This window comes from uncultured Psychrobacter sp. (genome assembly GCF_947488565.1).
Taxonomy (GTDB): Bacteria; Pseudomonadota; Gammaproteobacteria; order Pseudomonadales; family Moraxellaceae; genus Psychrobacter; species Psychrobacter saeujeotis.
Map to the genome: position 1 here is coordinate 20049 of NZ_CANKZC010000006.1, position 17570 is coordinate 37618.

Here is a 17570-nt window from a genome sequence, read left to right on the forward strand (position 1 = left end):
TAACAGCACAGCTGCTCTATGATAAGGTTTGCTATCAAGGTTATATCAAACCTTTACGTTTCATATTACGATAGACCACGACGACAATGAGAATATTTAGTAGTAAGATTCCCAGTTTGAACCAATCAAATGGGCTCACTATTAAGTAGTAAATCTCAATAGGAATGAATATCCCATAACCGATAACGCTAAACCAGTATGCCCATGTTTTATCTTGCCATAACCCATAAGCTTCAATAAAACGCAGACTGACATAAGCAAAGATAAACAACAAAAAAAGTGACCAGTTTTTACTTGCTTGCTGGGCAATTTGGACGATACTGTCAATTTGTGGTGAAAACAGGCTGCCAAAGCGTTGTTGCCATGAATCCGATGCTTGGGCCAGCCAGCGCTCAAGATTAGTATGCCAAAGCCATAATGCAAAAGCCCCTGTCAGCGCGCCCGCCCCTTTGACAATCTCGTATACTGCAACCGCTTTAATCGATTCGCTAGATTCGCTGTCTTTGGTCGCTTTGTTCGACAAACTATCGTCATCACCTAATAACTGATGACTTTCACCCGCTATAGAAGGTCGTGAGTTGTCATTGTGCTGGGACGAATTAACCAAAGAAAGTCTCCACGACTCGGCCTTGCAAATACTGGTTAAAAAATGGGGTGTTTTTGCCGTTCGATAACATGGTATCTACTGTCACCTGCCATTCAAGATTAGGATCGACCAAGATTGCACCGCCTAAGCTCTCATATTTGGTACTTATTCCAGCAATTTGCGCAGGGTTGATGCAAACCTTATCTACCAACTGCTCTACTGTTAATACCTTATCCCGTACTAATTGGCAGGCTAAAGCCATAAAGGTGTCGAAATTCGAGATACCAGGTGTACTCTCAGCGAAAGGTGCTTTTTTGGCTGTAGAATTTAGGGGTTCATGATGACTGCAAATGGCATCGATAGTCCCATCTTTGAGGCCACGTAGCAGTGCTTGTTGATCAGTGTTACTACGTAATGGCGGTAATACATAAGCTTGGGCATTAAAGCCTTCTAGATTGTCATCTGTCAAATACAGCTGATGCATCGCCACATCACACGTTACTGGCAGTCCTTTGTCTTTTGCCCAGCGCATCAGCTCTACTGAAGACTTACAGGACAATTGACTAAAATGAGCTGCAATACCCGTCTCCTCTACCATCAATAACTGGGTAGACAGGGCGACAGTCTCAGCGATCCAAGGAATACCTTGCAGACCGTGATAAGAAGCAATGTAGCCTTCATGCGCAACCCCATTGCCAGATAAACTTGGCTCATCAGGATAAAAAAACACTTTCATACCAAAGGTTGCGGCATATTCTAATGTCCGCAATAACACCAGATCATTATCAAAAGGCCTGCGCGCGTTGGAAACAGCAATACAGCCTCCTTTTTTAAGACCTGCGATATTAGAGGGACGCGTCCCTTCTAGACCTGCTGTCAATGCGCCAAGTACATGCAAATAAATACCACCATCTTCAAGTGCCCGCTCACGCAAACCTTTGAGTAGTGAGCCATTTTCCAAGATAGGGTTGGTATCAGGTGGAATCACTACATGCAAAAAACCATTGCCACGGGCAGCTCGACCTTCAGAGGATAATGTCCCGTGTTGCTGCTGTCCGGGTTCACGTAGGCGTGCGCACAAGTCTACTAATGGAGGTAATAACCAAGTCTCACGACCAGTCTCAAGGTTTGTAAGTTTATTCATCGTCTCATTCGGTAACGATTTCTTAAAGACGTCAGGAAGTAAATTTATCATCTGTGCATCAGTAGTAATGGGGTCAGTCATGAGCTTGTTACCATATCAATAATTAAATAAATAGAATCGATTCATCAAACGTCTAAAGTTTACGTTACAAAATATCAGCTGTTAACGTCATTAGTTAGGTGTCTTTTGTGAGTTTCTTGCTGTTTGATGAGCGCGTTGGCCTTCCATGGCAAGTGATAATACAGCCATACGAATCGCCACACCATTACTTACTTGCTCTAAAATAACAGACTGTGGACCATCGGCTACACTTGAGGCAATCTCAATACCTCGATTCATCGGACCTGGATGCATAATTAGAGCGTCAGGTTTTGCTAGCGCCACCCGCTCAGGCGTAATACCATAATGTTTGTAATATTCACTTGATGAGGCCAGTAGCGGCGAGCCAATGCGCTCATTTTGTATTCTTAATCCCATGATGACATCACAGTCTGTGACGCACTCATTCATGTTTTCATACACACGCACACCGTAACGCTCAATTCCCTTAGGTAATAGCGTACGTGGCGCGCAGACGCGAACATCTTTGACGCCTAAAGTTTGCAGCGCATTGATATCGGAGCGCGCGACTCTTGAATGCTTAATATCACCGATGATAGCAACTGATAGCGCCTCAAACGGGCGCGGCGCGGCGCGATGAATGGTCAGCATATCTAGCATCCCTTGGGTCGGGTGCGCATGCCAGCCATCACCGCCATTGATAATAGCGATATCTGGTGTCACCTCAGTCGCCATAAAATGCGCGGCCCCTGATGCAGAATGCCTGACTACAAAAATATCAGCTGTCATTGCTTGTAAGTTCCATAGAGTATCGCGTAGACTTTCGCCTTTTTTTGTACTAGAGCGCGCAATATCAATGTTTAGCACATTGGCTCCAAGACGCTTTTCTGCCACCTCAAAAGTAGTGCGGGTACGGGTCGAAGGCTCGAAAAACAGATTCATGACTGTACAGCCGTCAAGCTCAGGCCGATTGATCAGCTGACCATTTTCATCAAAGAAAGTTTCAGCTTTAGCAATAATGGCTTGTAGTTGTGATTTATTGAGCCCTTCTACGCCCAAAAAGTGACGCAAACTGCCATCTTGGTTTAACTGTGGACGACTAAGGGAGGTGTTGAGTCTTTGATGGACAGTATCATGGTCAAATGTGGCGTATTTGGATGGTGATACAGTATTTGTAGGTGTATTTTTTTTGGAAGTTGGCATAATGGCAAGTCTTTATTATGGGTTTATATCAAGTCAATCATAACGATTTTTTCGTTCACGACTATGACCATGTGTACAGACACGGGGACATTTTGACACTTATTTGCTACACTTTATCGCAGTAGCCTATGTCATCTTACTCGCTTTCATAAATAACCCACTATCTACGATAATAAGCAGCAAGTTTGACTAAATTATCAATAATAATAGACATAGTGTAGCTGATTTTGCATGCAGGACAAAGATAACGTGCCTGCTATTTGCATATTTACTCATTCAACCAAAGTTTTAGCTGAACATATTCTAAGTCATAAGCTTAATCTAGCGTATTTTTAAACCTTATGATTTTTTATCTTAGACGATTTCTTCCATTTATTAGGAACTACTATGACGACCTTAGCCCAATATTTAAAAGCGCAAAAAACTGACTCTGCCGTAAGCGATGTCATCACTACGGTCACAGAAGTTGGTAAAACCATTTCACAACTGCTCAGAAAAGGAGCGTTAGCAGACATTTTGGGCGAAGCAGGCAATCAAAATGTCCAAGGTGAAGAACAAAAAAAGCTAGATGTATTGGCCAATGATTTATTATTAGATGCTTTAGCACAAAACAAACACTGTGCAGGTGTGGCGTCAGAAGAGCTAGATGATGCAACCCCTGCCAATGCAGATGGTAACTTACTCGTATTATTTGATCCGCTTGATGGTTCATCAAACATCGATATCAATATGGCGGTAGGCACGATTTTCTCTATTTTGCCCTACCAACGTCAGGGTCAAACAAGTGAAAATAGCGACTTTTTACAAGCGGGCAACGCACAGCTGGCGGCAGGTTACCTACTATATGGTACATCAACCATGCTGGCACTGACGGTAGTGGACAACGTAGTGATGTTTAGCTTAGATCCAGATAGTAACGACTACATACTAGTAAAAGACAATGTACAAATCGATGCCGATACCAGTGAGTATGCTATTAACAGCTCAAATTATCGCTATTGGCGTGCTCCTATGCAGCAGTATATTGATGAGCTAGTCGCTGGCGATACAGGCGTACGTGGTCGTGATTTTAATATGCGCTGGGTAGCCGCTATGGTTGGCGATGTGCATCGTATACTATGCCGCGGTGGGTTATTCACGTATCCTTTTGACACTAAGTATCCAAACAAAGCTGGTAAGCTGCGTTTAATGTACGAAGCCAATCCTATGAGTTTACTCATAGAACGCGCAGGCGGCAGTGCGACTGATGCCACCCATCGTATCTTAGATATAGCCCCAACTGACATTCACCAGCGTGTCCCTGTCGTCCTTGGTAGTAAAAACGAAGTCGATTATGTCAAAGACTTACACCTCAAACATGACAATAAATAGTACACTTTATCCTTACTTATTTATAATGTAATACTACACACTAAGCAATGACCAGTCCAATATTAAAAAGTATTTTGGACTGGGGTGTTTTTGATGTCATTCATTTTACCTTTTTTAAGCAGTCAATTATGTCAATAGACTCCACCGAGCTGATAACTTCAGATAAAAATCCTTCAGTAAAACTCGTAAAAGCGCTGTTATCTCAAGCCCGTCAACGTAAAAAACAAGGGCAGACCGTACTTGAAGGTGTGCATCTTATTGACGCAGCCCTACGCAGTGATTATCCATTTGTTCAAATACTACTCGCACAATCAGCTCACCAGCATCCTGAGGTTCAGCAAGTTCTGACACGTCTGCCTACCCACACAAGTGTTTTGACGTTGTCCGATGCATTGTATGAGGGCATTCGAAGTCTCGGTACAGGTATCGATATTATGGGAGTCATAAACGTACCTGTGCCAAGCTTAACGGTGATAGACTACGACTGCTTGATTTTAAATGATGTACAAGATAGTGGTAACGTCGGTACGCTGCTACGTACCGCAGCCGCAGTTGGAATAGAAACAGTACTCTGTACGAGCGGCACGGCCCAAACATGGTCACCCAAGACATTACGGGCGGGAATGGGCGCGCAGTTTGCGCTCACTATTTATGAAGGTTTGAGTGCTCAAAATATTCTAGAGTGTGTAAAAGCCCCCTTATTGGCAACCAGCTCACATACTGATACTTTGATTTACGAACACGACCTTACCGCTCCGACTGCTTGGATAATGGGCCATGAAGGTCAAGGCGTCTGTGATGAGCTAATGCAATGTGCAACTCCTATCGCCTTACCGCAGCCCAATGGACAAGAGAGCCTTAACGTTGCGGTCGCAGGTTCGCTCTGTCTTTATGAAACGATACGTCAGCGCCGTTATAGTTAAATTCATATACAGTTAATATAGAATAGTTATATTAGCTTGGTGTTTAAACTTAAAAAATCCCGCTATCGATGATAGCGGGATTTTTAGATTGTCTTTTATAGATCATCTATCGAACTTAGACCTTACTAGTGAGCTCAGGTATCGCGTCAAATAGATCAGCTTCTAAGAAGTAATCGGCAACACTTGCGATTGGAGATTCTGGGTCATTGTTAATGGCGACAATAACTTTTGAATCCTTCATACCTGCCAAATGCTGGATAGCACCTGAGATACCGGCCGCGATATATAAATCTGGCGCGACAATTTTACCCGTCTGACCGACCTGCATATCGTTAGGAACATAACCTGCATCAACCGCAGCACGCGATGCACCAACAGCAGCACCTAGCTTATCTGCTAATGGCTCGATATATTTGGTGAAGTTCTCACCATTCGCTAAGGCACGACCGCCTGATACAACGATTGAGGCTGATGTCAACTCAGGGCGATCAGAAGCTGCCATTTCTTCATTGACAAAGCTTGCTTTGCCAGCATCTTGTACACTATCGATTGTCTCAACAGTAGCAGAACCACCTTCAGCAGCTACTGGATCAAAAGCCGTTGTACGTACGGTCAATACGATTTTATCTTCCGTCGTCTTGACCGTAGCAGTCGCATTACCAGCGTAAATAGGACGCTCAAAAGTTTGAGCATCTATAACAGCAGAAATCTCTGACAACATACTGACATCCAGTAAAGCTGCTGTACGTGGCATAAAGTTTTTACCAGTGGTCGTTGCTGGGGCAATAATATGGCTATAATCTGCGGCAATATCTGCAACCAATAACGATATATTTTCTGCCATTTGATGTTCGTAAGCTGCGTTATCTGCCAATAGCACTTTGCTTACGCCTTCAGCTTTTGCTGCTTCGTTAGCCGCTGCTTGATTACCACTACCAGCAACCAATACATGAATATCATCACCCATTTGCTTAGCAGCTGCAATAGTACTTAGAGTTGCCTTTTTTAGACTGGCATTGTCGTGTTCTGCATATACCAAAATTGCCATTTTTTTGTCCTTTATTTATTTGTTCATGTCGTCAGATAGCTTTTAAATACAGCATTTACAGTACTAACACTTTATAAATGCGTCAGCGAAGTCTTAGATTACTTTCGCTTCATTTTTGAGCTTATCGACCAATTCATCAACTGAGGCTACCGTAATACCAGCTTTACGCTCAGCAGGTGGAGTAACTTTAACGATTTCTTGCTTAGATGTCATCTCAACACTAAAATCTGCTGGCGTTTTTTCATCAAGAGGCTTTTTCTTAGCTTTCATGATATTTGGCAGTTTTGCGTAGCGTGGTTCGTTTAAACGTAAATCAGTTGTAATCACCGCAGGTAACGATAGCGCCACTGTCTGTAAGCCACCATCAACTTCACGAGTCACATTTACGCTATCACCCTCGACTTTTACTTCAGAAGCAAACGTACCTTGACCAATACCCATTAAAGCTGCAAGCATCTGGCCTGTCTGATTGTTGTCATCATCAATCGCTTGCTTACCTAACAAAATAATATCCGTGCTTTCTTGTTCAGCGATGCTTTTTAGAATTTTAGCGACTTGTAGCGGATAGGGTTTATCATCAGTTTTGACTAAGACTCCACGATCCGCGCCCAATGCTAACGCTGCACGAATTTGCTCTTGTGCTTCTTTTGGTCCAATAGAAGCGACGATGATCTCGTCAATGACGCCAGCTTCTTTTAGACGAACCGCTTCTTCAACTGCAATCTCATCAAACGGGTTGATAGACATTTTGGTATTCGATAAATCCACACCAGAGTTATCAGCTTTTACACGAACTTTTACGTTGTAATCAATGACACGCTTGACCGCGACTAATGCTTTCATACGTTCCTCGTTTATTAATGTTATGAATTGAAAATATAAATCAAAAACTATTGATTTACTTGATGCAAAATATTACTTAAATCTTGTAGCTACGTTTGTCAACGATTATCTGTCGAGCTTGACTTATTAGACCTAACTATCTTGCGTGAGCATCTTAATAAGGTCAAGACAACGCCGTGAATAATGCGTCATAAATTTGTCACTATTTATATAAAACATGTCAGATGACATGATATATTCATGATTTTATCGTTCAAAATTTATTATTACATATTTAACTATGCATTGTTTAAAGTATCTTTTTTCATAGAATTTTTAGTCGCGTCAATTAGCAGATCGCTGTCACGTATATCATTAAATAATGACCAATCTGGTGTTACATCGTTATTTTTAATGACGCTCATATCACCAGTTGTTTCCATGATTACAACAAAAACCTCTGATTTTGATTTAATACTATTTTTACGTAATACCTGTTGGACATCACTAGTGCTCAAGTTAGCTTCTTTTAAGTTGTCCCAAAAATATTCACCATGCGCCATTAAGATTATAGGTTGATTATCTATCAGTGCTTTTAAAGGTTTGATTTTTCGTCTTATTATCGAGACCAAACCTTGAATGACAAATAATGCACCAACTGCACACAATCCTTGAAGTAACGATGGCGTGTCAGATAATACTGTCGATGCCAAGATACTACCAATAGCTACGGTCATGGCAAAATCGTGACTTGATAGCTTGGAGAAGCTACGTAACCCCATCAAGCGAGTGAACATCATAAGGCCAATATAAAAGCCTACTGCGGATAAAGAGATGCCAACCACCTGTTGCCAATCAATCGAAAACCAGTTTTCCCATTTCATATTATCACCTTACTGCACCTGCTTATTTATAATCAATCGTTTGTTAATTTTCACTCAATAACTTATCTACAAAGTTATTTTTTCAATAAAAAAAGCAACCTGATTAGAGGTTGCTTTTTTTATAAAGTCTAAACAATATTTTTGTTGTTATACAACAAACTAATCTCAGCTTTTATTTTATCTTTGAAAATGAAAAGTATTGATCAGACAATCAAACTTAACATCAATAAGATTAAAGTGCTTCGATTTGCTCAGCTTGTGGTCCTTTCTTACCATCACCTAAGATGAAAGACACTTTTTGACCTTCGGCTAGAGTTTTAAAACCGTTACCTTGGATAGCGCTGTAGTGAGCGAATACGTCTTGTCCGCCGTTGTCTTGAGCGATAAAACCAAAACCTTTAGCTTCATTAAACCACTTTACAGTGCCTTCAACTTTATCTGACATAAATTTTCCTAACTCTTTAACTGTTGGTGAGACTTTTGTCTTCACCGATTAATTGACAAATACTTAGTTGAATTTTAAGCAAATGCTAAGACTAAAACCAGCGTTATATCTTAACGATATGTGACTATTTTCGTCTACAACTCCCTAAGTACAAGTTTAGTATAGCAGCTTTTATTGTGGTCGGGATGTTAAATTGCGAGTTTTTGTAAAGGTATAGTTGTTCATTTAGTAAACTTGTGTAACCGAATATAGCCAGTTTAATAATATACTTAAGACTCAAATATGGGCAACCAAGGAAGTGCTAAAATAAATAAACACAGCCCAAAGAATATTAAAGCGAATGATTGACTATAAGCAATATACTTAGAAGGTATTACCAAATCTTCAGGAGAGTCTGGAATACCGCGAAGTTTAAGTAAACGTGTTCCATAAATCCAACCAAAGACTGTATAAAGACCATATGCTGCTGGCACAGTCGTTGCCAATGGCGATAAATCAATCACATATATCATGACTACAGAAACGAAAAACCATGAAGTGTCTAGTAATGAGCTAAATTGAAAGAACAGAGATTTTGGCAGCTTACCGCTGCTACGTTTAAGCATCTCCCCTTCGATCCAAATCAGAACGGCAACGACAGCGCTGAAAGAAATATATGCGAATTGCGGCGTTAGCCAGTCTGGAAAAGATATTTGCACAGCATATAACCTATAGTATAAATAAAAATAAAGAAAATCGCTCAAAGACCCTTATATCCAAGCTTGTTGTTTTATAAACATTAACTTTTGCATAAGTGGTATATCGGTTGTTTACATTGGGTGTTGATTGTAAGTTTTCAAGCGCTATTTTTTATTACTTCCAAAATTAGTAGGACAACCTCTTGTTTTAATTGCAGTACTTGTTTGCTTACGCTAATCAAAAGTAGTAATTTTAACGCTCCTATGACGATAATATAAGGTCAAAAAACCCATGCTATCTATCGATAACATGGGTTTTAATAATAACTTAACAGATAACTATTTAGTTTTTGTCTTTGTCGATGATTTTATTACCACCAATCCAAGGCATCATACCACGCAGCTTAGCACCTGTCTTTTCAATCTCATGCTCAGCGTTGTTACGACGACGGGCCGTCATAGACGGATAGTTGGTGGCACCTTCAGAGATGAACATTTTGGCGTATTCACCAGACTGGATACGTTTTAACGCATTACGCATGGCTTCGCGTGATTGCTCGTTGATAACCTCTGTACCAGTCACATATTCGCCGTATTCTGCGTTGTTACTGATCGAATAGTTCATGTCAGCGATACCGCCTTCATACATGAGGTCAACGATAAGCTTAAGTTCATGTAAGCACTCAAAATAAGCCATTTCTGGCGCGTAACCAGCTTCTGTCAGGGTTTCAAAGCCCATTTTGACCAGTTCAACAGCACCGCCACATAGTACTGCTTGCTCACCAAACAAGTCAGTTTCAGTCTCATCTTTAAAGGTTGTTTCGATAATACCTGAGCGACCGCCACCAACACCAGCGGCATAAGATAGTGCCAACTGCTTGGCTTGACCCGATGCATCTTGGTAAATAGCGATAAGATCAGGAATGCCGCCACCTTTAACGAACTCAGAACGTACCGTATGACCTGGTGCCTTTGGTGCGACCATGATGACATCAAGATCGCTACGCGGTACCACTTGGTTGTAATGAATGGCAAAACCATGGGCAAAAGCAAGCGTGGCGCCTTCTTTGATATTTGGCTCAATCACATCATTATAAAGCTGCTTTTGAAACTCATCTGGTGTCAAAATCATGATGACGTCTGCAGCCTTTACTGCCTCTTCTACTTCAGAAACTTTTAGACCAGCGTTTTCAGCTTTTCTCCACGAACCAGAGTTGGCACGTAGACCAACTGTTACGTCTACCCCAGATTCTTGTAAGTTCAAAGCATGGGCATGTCCTTGTGAGCCATAACCAATAATAGCCACTTTTTTGCCTTGGATGATGGATAGATCACAATCTTTATCATAAAAAACGTTCATAGGTAGAGTCCTTTTCCTCAATCATGGGAAGCCATGGGTTGTAAATACTTATATCATAATTATTTTTTAAAATAGTAAACAATATAAGCCTAGTAATAAAATGATTTAAAACAGAATAATATTAGACGCTTAAGGTTTTTTCGCCGCGGGCAATACCAATGACACCTGAACGCACCACTTCAAGCACACGCTCACGACCGATAGTATCAATAAACCCATCGAGCTTAGCGGTATCACCTACGATCTGGATGGTATATAGGTTTGCATTCACATCGACGATTTGAGCACGGAATATGTCAGCACTGCGTTTAATTTCTTCACGCACACTACCAGTGGCACGAACCTTAATCAGCATGAGCTCACGTTCGACGTGTACATTTTCAGATAGATTCAATACTTTAATTACTTCAACCAGCTTATGCAACTGCTTGGTAATTTGCTCTATTTTTTCTGGTGAAGTAATCGTCGTTACTGTCAAGCGTGAAATGGATGGATCTTCTGTTGGTGCAACGTTTAGAGTCTCAATATTGTACCCACGTTGAGAAAACAAGCCAACCAACCGCGACAACGATCCCGCTTCGTTTTCTATTAATACCGAAATCAGATGTTGTTGCATTAGGTACGCTCCCCTTTAGATAACCACATATCACGCATTGTTTGACCTGCGACTTGCATCGGATATACATGCTCGTTACGATCGACATAGACATCAATGAATACAAGCTTGTCTTTCATTGCCATTGCTTCAGCCAATTGCTCTTCCATTTTTTCAGGGTCAGTGATTTTGATACCAACATGACCATAACTTTCGGCCAATTTAACGAAGTCAGGTAATGAATTCATATAAGAATGCGCATGACGACCCTCATACAACATATCCTGCCACTGCTTAACCATACCCAACTGCGCGTTATTAAGGTTCAAAATCTTAACTGGTAGATCATACTGCAGACACGTTGATAGCTCTTGAATATTCATTTGAATTGAGCCCTCACCTGTAATACAGACGACATCACGCTCTGGTCTTACAAGCTTCGCTGCCATGGCGTATGGCAAACCAACGCCCATAGTACCCAGCCCCCCTGAGTTAAGCCATTGACGTGGCTCATTATAGGTGTAATAAAGCGCAGCAAACATTTGATGCTGACCGACATCACTGGTGATAATCGCATTACCTTCGGTGATTTTGCACAAAGTCTGTACCACATTTTGCGGCTTGATACCATTTTTAGTATCAGTGTCATAACGTAGACCATGACGCTTGCGCCATTCGTTGATCTGCGACCACCAATCTAATAAGGCATGTTGTTCTAACTCTTTATCTTCGCCAATAATAGACAACATATCGCTAAGTACAGACTTTACATCACCAACGATAGGAATATGCGCAAAGATAGTTTTTGAGATAGACGCCGGGTCAATATCTATATGGATGATTGTCGCATTTGGACAAAATTTCTTGACGTTGTTGGTTACGCGGTCATCAAAACGTGCCCCAACTGCTAAAATGACATCTGCATGATGCATAGTCATATTGGCCTCATAAGTACCATGCATACCAAGCATTCCTAGGAACTGACGATCAGAACCAGGGAAAGTACCAAGACCCATCAAAGTGTTGGTCACAGGCAAGTTCAAGCGATGAGCAATATCCCTTAACTCTTCATGAGCCTTACTCCAAATAACGCCGCCACCTGCATAAACAACGGGACGCTTTGCAGCAAGTAAAGTCTCAACAGCTCTTTTTATCTGACCGCTATGACCCTTAACAGATGGCTGATAAGATCTTACGAACACATCCTTTGGATATTGGTACGCATACTTTTCGCTAGGAGCAGTCATGTCTTTTGGCACATCAATAACGACAGGACCTGGACGTCCAGACTGTGCAATATAAAAAGCTTTCTTGACGATTAAAGGTATTTCGCTGGCATGACGAACTTGAAAGCTATGTTTAACGATCGGCCTTGAAACACCAACCATATCCGTTTCTTGGAAGGCATCTTCACCGATTAAACTACTTGGTACCTGACCTGAAATCACGACCATCGGCACTGAGTCCATAAACGCTGTGGCAATAGCAGTCACTGTATTCGTAGCACCAGGCCCTGATGTCGCTAACACAACGCCAGTATTGCCAGTTGTCCGCGAATAAGCATCTGCCATGTGACCTGCTGCTTGCTCATGACGGACTAAGATATGTTCAATATTGTCCTGTTGAAACAGCGCATCGTATATATGTAAAACTGCACCACCTGGATAACCAAAAATATATTCGACCCCTTCATCTGTTAGCGATTGCACCAACATTTCTGCACCAGATAGCATCACAGGCTGAGCGCTACCCTCAGCAATACGTTGTTGTTTTTCGTCGAAGTGCTTGGCGGCATTACCCGTTTGAGTATGGCCAGTCATGTTTGGACTTTGCGTGGTTTGCGTCACTGTCATCACCTTATCAATAATATGTGATCACTATGTCAGATCATAACTGTACGATAAGACAGCAAGTTAGCCAAACATAGCAATTTATATGGTCGGTTTTTGATAGGAGTTTATCGATATACGTGACGAAATGCAGATTAAAGCATTTTTAACAGAAGCTTATTATTGGTAAGAAATGTAAGAATATTAAACCGTTGAATATCCCAACCAATGACAACATAAGTGATCTTAATACAAGTAACATACCGATAAGACGGCTGCACTTTGTATTACACATGACAATATCATAGGGTATATATACAGCAGTTAACTTTTAGCATTTAAAATAATAAGTTTATCTTAGTCATTGTAGACCGATGAGTCCGGAGACAATAGGTACAGTTAAAAATAAAGACTATGGCAGTCATGATTTTTACTACACTGTGCTACTGTCACAAAGAGCATAAAACTGCAGAGACTGCTGATAAGCAGTAACCAGTAATTATCCCCAAGTGCTACGGCAATATCATAAAAGCCGCTCACTGACCAATCAACTAACCTTATATTCGACGGTTTAGGTCTTATTGTCAAGAAAAACTTGTGAAACCCATCCTTAACTATTAGTTATTAAATAATATACATTTGTCACTATTTTTTGTTAGAATCTACATACATTGTATGCTCATTGTAAGTTATACAATAATTCACTTACGTTTATACATGAATGCTTTTATTCATCAAAAGGATTACTAGCATGGCATATTCACCCATGATTCATACAGTCAACAAACTATTAGTTGGTGTTATCACCACTTGTGTATTTGCCCTGCCTATGAGTGCAAGTCATGCTATCCAAGTTTACAAGTCTCTTGGTACGCACGGTGAGGTCAAATATAGTCAACATGCACCGCAAAATGCACGGAATATCGAGGTAATTGAGTTCCGTAGTGATGGTAGACAATCTGATGCAGGACAGATGGCAGGTAAAACGGATGCCAGTCAAAGCAGTGATACGCCAAATGCAGAACAGCAACGAGTCGCGCAACTTGAAGCACGTATTAAAGATCAAGAAGCGCAGGCAAACGCCCAGCGCTGTCAATCGTTACGTAACAATTTAACCAATTTAAATGTCGGTGGCCGTATATATGAGATGGATGCAAACGGTAAACGCCAGTATCTAGATGGCCGCGAGATTGAACTTAAGCGAGAGCGTGTACAACAAGCGATTGGACAGTATTGTCAAGGTACACAGACTTAAGTATATCTTTAGTCGTTGCTATAGCCCCGTACCAAAAACGCTTTCAGTGTAGCCATACTATAATCGATATTAAATGAGATGAATACATAGCATTATAATGCGTGGCTAGTACAATTTTTTGCTTGCTGTACCTATAACTCTTAATGATGCAAAAAGTTTATCTCAGTGACGCGGTATTTTTTAAGTTGACTTAAATAGAATTAGCAAGTTAGCTTTTGCATAATATGACGTATGGCTGCTGGCATATCTTGTGCTTGTAAGCCGCGCTGTCCAATCAATAACTGATTGCCACTTATACGATCATATGTCGTAGCATCATATGAGCTTTGACGGACCAACATATCACCTGCTAATGCATGAATCACTACCGCTTGACACAGGTTATTCTGCTCGTCATTTAAATCTTGTTGAGCCAACAATCCTGCAACGACGCCAGATAATATATCACCCATACCAGCTGTTGCCATGCCAGCATTCCCAGCACCGCAAACATATAACTGTCCTTGAGCTAAAATAAGTGAGCCTGCGCCCTTTAATACCCAATTGCCACCATAGATATTAGCGCATTGATGTATGGCTGACGATCTGTCATTTTCTATCGCACTAATCTTTTTATCTAACAATTTAGCAGCTTCGCCACTATGCGGGGTCAAGCAAACATTGTGCGTCTTACTATATTCTCGCAATTGAGTAATTAGCTCATTTTTATCCCTTTGTAACGCTGCCAAATGATAGAGACCATCGGCATCAATGATTAGCGTTTTGTTGTGCGCTATTGCAGCTTTCAGGTAACGGGTGAATAATATTTTTGCTTTTTCATCGCGGCCAAGCCCCATACCGATAGCAACGACGCTTGCACTTTTAATTAAATGCTCAACGCTCTCTTGCTCATGCAAGTCAATCGTCATTGCGTCAGGTAATGAGCTCAATAACGCACCATGAAACGCTTGATGACAGGCAACAGTTATCTTACCAGCGCCAGTGGCCATCGCGCTAGAGGAAGTCAGAATCGCTGCACCGCCCATGCCTTGAGAGCCATCAATACGATTGCCTCCAACCACTAAGACATGACCATAACTACCTTTATAACTGTTCTGACAACGCGGTGTTAAATGTTGACCGTCCTTAAGCAATATCGCAGCAGGTTCAATCGATGCAAAAGGTATCAACGGTATATCAATTACTTTTCCACTAAAACCCATACCATCTTTGGTATGCAGACCAAACTTACGCGCAATCAAACATAATGTGATATCTGCTTGTATAGCCAAACCTTCAAATACTTGACCGGTAGAAGCGACAAGACCACTTGGAATATCAACAGCGACTACTAAAGCGCCAATCTGCTGAGCGGCGCTATTAAATGATACAATTGCTTGTTTATATGAATTTGCTGGCGCACGGTCTAAACCTATACCAAATAATGCATCGATATAGACATCGGCCTGCAATGCTATATCCAATCGAGCATTTTTGTTTTGATACTGATGCATGTCTTCAAAGCGTTGATGAGGACAGCTCATGTCTAAAGCCATACGCTGAGCTTTCAATGCATCAGAGATTGCCGATTTGCTATTTTGACTATCATTTGTTTGATTATCATTTTCTATGCCAACCGTTATCACCTGTACTTGCCAGCCTGCTTGCTGTAGATAATGAGCAATTAACCAACCATCTCCGCCATTGTTACCTTGACCCACCCAAACACACGCGCTAGGCTGAGAAACCTTATGATTATGATGTTTGGCCTTACTCTTCGCTTGCGTCTTGACCTGCTGATAAAGCAGTATAATACGTTGTGCCATTTGCCAAGCAGCTTGTTGCATCAATCCAAAACTATCATATCCTTGTGCAAACCAAGCTTGCTCTATAGCATAAACTTGTTTGCTATTATATAAAGCGATAGGTAGAGACGATCGAGAGCACTGCGCTGTTATTTGCATTGGTAATTGCATAATATCTCTCATTGTTATTTTATGGGTTTATAAACTGCTAATATGCCAATATAACAAAAACATATCTCGCTTTATGTATTAATACTAACAGCCATATATTTTATTTTTATGGTTATATTATAATCAGTCTGCCCTATCATAACCGTGACAGTATCACTATCATTCTATAAATCATCAAACCAATACCTTCCAATATGACTAATAAATCGCCGACCAAACAGCAACCAGTACATTCGCCTAGCAAGCAGACGAGTATGGGTATTGACGTTACCAACACCCCTATATTCGCCACTGTAGTAGAGGTAAAGCAATGGATTAAGTCTGAGGCCCAAGCTTTAGGGTTTGCTGATTGTGGGTTCTTATCCGTCCATCACCCTTTATTTGCTCAACAAATTGAGCAGCTACAGCAGTGGTTAGATAAAGGGTATGAAGGACAGTTGCAGTTTATGCATAACAATCATGATTTAAGAGCGCATCCTGCTAAGCTTGTTGCAGGTGCACAAACCATTATCAGCGTTCGTATGGATTATCTAACCCAGACACCTGTGCCACGCACTGTTAGCGATAATGATTATCCCAATCAAGGTATTATTGCACGCTATGCGCGAGGGCGTGATTATCATAAAACAATGCGTAACCGCTTAAAGCAGTTGGCACTTAGTATTGAAAATAAACTCCCCGAATGGCAGCATCTAAACATTGGAGCTGAGTCAGATTTTATCTTTCGACCATTTAGTGATTCTGCCCCTATTTTTGAGCGACCAATAGCCGATGCAGTCGGTCTTGGTTGGACAGGCAAGCATACCTTACTACTGAATAAATCTGCAGGCTCGTTTTTTGTATTGGGTGAGTTGTTTATTAGCCTTAACCTACCCGATGATAAGCCCGTTGACGCGCACTGTGGCAGTTGTAGCGCATGTATTGATATCTGTCCTACGCAAGCGATCGTCGCACCTTATAAGCTCAATGCAGCTGCTTGCATCTCATATCTAACCATCGAACACAAAGGCGCAATTGACATAAAGTACCGCCGGGCCATAGGCAATCGAATATTTGGCTGTGATGACTGCCAGCTTATCTGCCCCTGGAACCGTTATGCCAATCTGACATCAGTAGACGACTTTGCCCCTAGACATCATCTTGATAATATCGGTTTAATTGAGTTGTGGCAGTGGCAAGAATCTGACTTTTTAGAATACACGAAAGGTAGCCCAATTAGGCGAACAGGATATATTAGTTTTTTACGTAACATTGCTATTGGACTGGGTAACGCGAATCCTAGTTTAGACGTCATCGATCATCTACAGTACAGACTAGGATATAGCGAGATGCTTGATGAACATATTTATTGGGCTATAACAGAGCAAAAGGAAAAACTAAAAAGTAGTAATAAGTAGCAGAATATTAATAAAC

General features: G+C 41.2%; 16 protein-coding genes. 4 read left to right on the forward strand and 12 right to left on the reverse strand.

The genetic code is table 11. The features are described 5' to 3' along the window. Positions 1-40: 40 nt before the first annotated feature. From Q0890_RS12240 to Q0890_RS12250, 3 genes are all read right to left on the reverse strand, one after another. Positions 41-607 carry a DUF2127 domain-containing protein gene (locus tag Q0890_RS12240; protein WP_299221376.1) on the reverse strand — a complete coding sequence of 189 codons (567 nt, stop codon included), beginning with the start codon at positions 605-607 and terminating at the stop codon, positions 41-43. Next, positions 600-1781 carry a dihydroorotase gene (locus Q0890_RS12245; RefSeq protein ID WP_299221667.1) on the reverse strand — a complete coding sequence of 394 codons (1182 nt, stop codon included), beginning with the start codon at positions 1779-1781 and terminating at the stop codon, positions 600-602. Before Q0890_RS12245 ends, Q0890_RS12240 begins: the two co-directional genes overlap by 8 nt. Before the next feature lie 120 nt (positions 1782-1901). Continuing rightward, the gene (locus Q0890_RS12250; protein ID WP_299221378.1) at positions 1902-2993 is read right to left on the reverse strand and encodes an aspartate carbamoyltransferase catalytic subunit; all 1092 of its coding nucleotides are present in this window, start codon (positions 2991-2993) and stop codon (positions 1902-1904) included. A gap of 387 nt (positions 2994-3380) precedes the next feature. Here Q0890_RS12250 and Q0890_RS12255 point away from each other — a divergent pair, with 387 nt between their 5' ends. Further along, a complete protein-coding gene (locus Q0890_RS12255; RefSeq protein ID WP_299221380.1) occupies positions 3381-4364 on the forward strand; it encodes a class 1 fructose-bisphosphatase in 984 nt (327 codons plus the stop codon). A 128-nt stretch (positions 4365-4492) separates the two neighbouring features. Beyond that, complete coding sequence (locus Q0890_RS12260; protein WP_299221383.1) at positions 4493-5287, forward strand: RNA methyltransferase; 795 nt, start codon at positions 4493-4495, stop codon at positions 5285-5287. Between the two features lie 115 nt (positions 5288-5402). Here Q0890_RS12260 and Q0890_RS12265 read toward each other — a convergent pair whose 3' ends face one another. The 8 genes from Q0890_RS12265 to Q0890_RS12300 form a co-directional block, all read right to left on the reverse strand. Continuing rightward, a complete protein-coding gene (locus Q0890_RS12265; RefSeq protein WP_299221386.1) occupies positions 5403-6335 on the reverse strand; it encodes an FAD-binding protein in 933 nt (310 codons plus the stop codon). Between the two features lie 93 nt (positions 6336-6428). Beyond that, entirely contained in the window at positions 6429-7178 is a 750-nt protein-coding gene (locus Q0890_RS12270) for an electron transfer flavoprotein subunit beta/FixA family protein (RefSeq protein ID WP_299221389.1), read from the reverse strand. 278 nt (positions 7179-7456) lie between these two features. After that, the gene (locus Q0890_RS12275; protein ID WP_299221391.1) at positions 7457-8041 is read right to left on the reverse strand and encodes a DUF421 domain-containing protein; all 585 of its coding nucleotides are present in this window, start codon (positions 8039-8041) and stop codon (positions 7457-7459) included. A gap of 232 nt (positions 8042-8273) precedes the next feature. Beyond that, positions 8274-8486: a cold-shock protein gene (locus tag Q0890_RS12280; RefSeq protein WP_058368296.1), complete on the reverse strand. Its 213-nt coding sequence runs from the start codon at positions 8484-8486 to the stop codon at positions 8274-8276. 269 nt (positions 8487-8755) lie between these two features. Then, complete coding sequence (locus Q0890_RS12285) at positions 8756-9184, reverse strand: hypothetical protein (protein WP_299221395.1); 429 nt, start codon at positions 9182-9184, stop codon at positions 8756-8758. Positions 9185-9506: 322 nt separating this feature from the next. Then, entirely contained in the window at positions 9507-10523 is a 1017-nt protein-coding gene (gene ilvC / locus Q0890_RS12290; protein WP_299221398.1) for a ketol-acid reductoisomerase, read from the reverse strand. 121 nt (positions 10524-10644) lie between these two features. Continuing rightward, entirely contained in the window at positions 10645-11139 is a 495-nt protein-coding gene (gene ilvN, locus Q0890_RS12295; protein WP_299221401.1) for an acetolactate synthase small subunit, read from the reverse strand. Beyond that, a complete protein-coding gene (locus Q0890_RS12300; RefSeq protein ID WP_299221670.1) occupies positions 11139-12851 on the reverse strand; it encodes an acetolactate synthase 3 large subunit in 1713 nt (570 codons plus the stop codon). The genes ilvN and Q0890_RS12300 overlap by 1 nt, the downstream gene beginning before the upstream one ends. An 847-nt stretch (positions 12852-13698) precedes the next feature. Here Q0890_RS12300 and Q0890_RS12305 point away from each other — a divergent pair. Continuing rightward, the gene (locus tag Q0890_RS12305) at positions 13699-14202 is read left to right on the forward strand and encodes a DUF4124 domain-containing protein (protein ID WP_299221404.1); all 504 of its coding nucleotides are present in this window, start codon (positions 13699-13701) and stop codon (positions 14200-14202) included. A gap of 200 nt (positions 14203-14402) precedes the next feature. Here Q0890_RS12305 and Q0890_RS12310 read toward each other — a convergent pair whose 3' ends face one another. Then, positions 14403-16157, reverse strand: coding sequence for an NAD(P)H-hydrate dehydratase (locus tag Q0890_RS12310; protein ID WP_299221406.1), 1755 nt, complete (start codon positions 16155-16157; stop codon positions 14403-14405). A 194-nt stretch (positions 16158-16351) separates the two neighbouring features. Between Q0890_RS12310 and queG the strand changes: the two genes are divergently transcribed. Beyond that, a complete protein-coding gene (gene queG / locus Q0890_RS12315; protein ID WP_299221409.1) occupies positions 16352-17554 on the forward strand; it encodes a tRNA epoxyqueuosine(34) reductase QueG in 1203 nt (400 codons plus the stop codon). Positions 17555-17570: the final 16 nt, after the last annotated feature.